The 937-nt window shown below is 45.0% G+C and carries 1 protein-coding gene; it reads right to left on the bottom strand.

The features are described from left to right. Positions 1–296: 296 nt before the first annotated feature. The gene (locus AB4133_RS21780) at positions 297–632 is read right to left on the bottom strand and encodes a hypothetical protein (protein ID WP_029224976.1); all 336 of its coding nucleotides are present in this window, start codon (positions 630–632) and stop codon (positions 297–299) included. Between the last annotated feature and the right edge of the window lie 305 nt (positions 633–937).

The raw sequence follows: 937 nt of genomic DNA, 5'->3' as shown, positions 1-937 counted from the left end.
TCTTCAAATTATTCGAAGACTTAGCTTTTGGTTCTCCCCCTTGAACACCGGACTATTGTGAGTGATGGTGTTAATAGAAGGGGGAGTTAGAGGAGGTTGCTAGCGATGCCTAATCAACCCCTCCCAGCCTCCCCTTATATTGATATTTTCTGCCAAGTAATAGTCGTGATAAAGGGGAGGAGCTAAAAGCACAACAACCATCTTCTTTCTCCTCGCTCTTAATCTCTTCGAATCTCGCTATTCTTCACTCGCATCTGCTCTTAAGCCTTTCGCATCTCGCTACTCGTCACCCGCATCTACTTTTTAATCACCCCACCCGTTAAATACAATCCAATCGCCGCTAACACCGGATAACCAAACGCTTCATTGGTCATTTCCCCTAATGGCTTCCAATCGTAACCGTGCATGCAGCCAAGAATCACCATCACATGCAGTGCCACATAAGGAATGGTGAACAACAACACAATGTAGCGCTGTACCAACTTAAAAGGTTCATACGCTTTAAGCAGTGCCAGCTTGTGCTTCGCTTTTTCTTCATCAGTAAAAAACATCGCATCTCCTGTGTTGGTGAGTGCATCTAACCCCTTGCTAATCGAAGACTGGCTCCCGAATATTCTTCCGAACAATGTCATACTGCTCCTTGGTTTATTGATTGGCTTTGACCGCATGTATAGCCTTTGACTGTATAACCTTACGGTTCGACAACCTTAGCGAGACCTCTGCTCCGCCATTTATCCGTTGAATTAGATTCCCTATCACGTTCGTCCCTCACTGTAGGGAATGACGACTACTTTTATTAAGTTAATAATCTCACGACTCCGTCATTCCGCCATTCTGTTGCTTTAGAGGCGAGGAACGAAGTATCTGGAATCCGCTTTTAGTCTCTTCGCATCTCGCTTACTCGCATCCCGCAACTGCTCTTCAAATTATTCGAAGA

Origin of the sequence: Vibrio sp. 10N.286.52.F8 (assembly GCF_041468745.1) — a bacterium.
GTDB classification, from domain to species: domain Bacteria; phylum Pseudomonadota; class Gammaproteobacteria; order Enterobacterales; family Vibrionaceae; genus Vibrio; species Vibrio crassostreae_C.
This window is presented reverse-complemented; position numbering and strand designations above follow the sequence as displayed.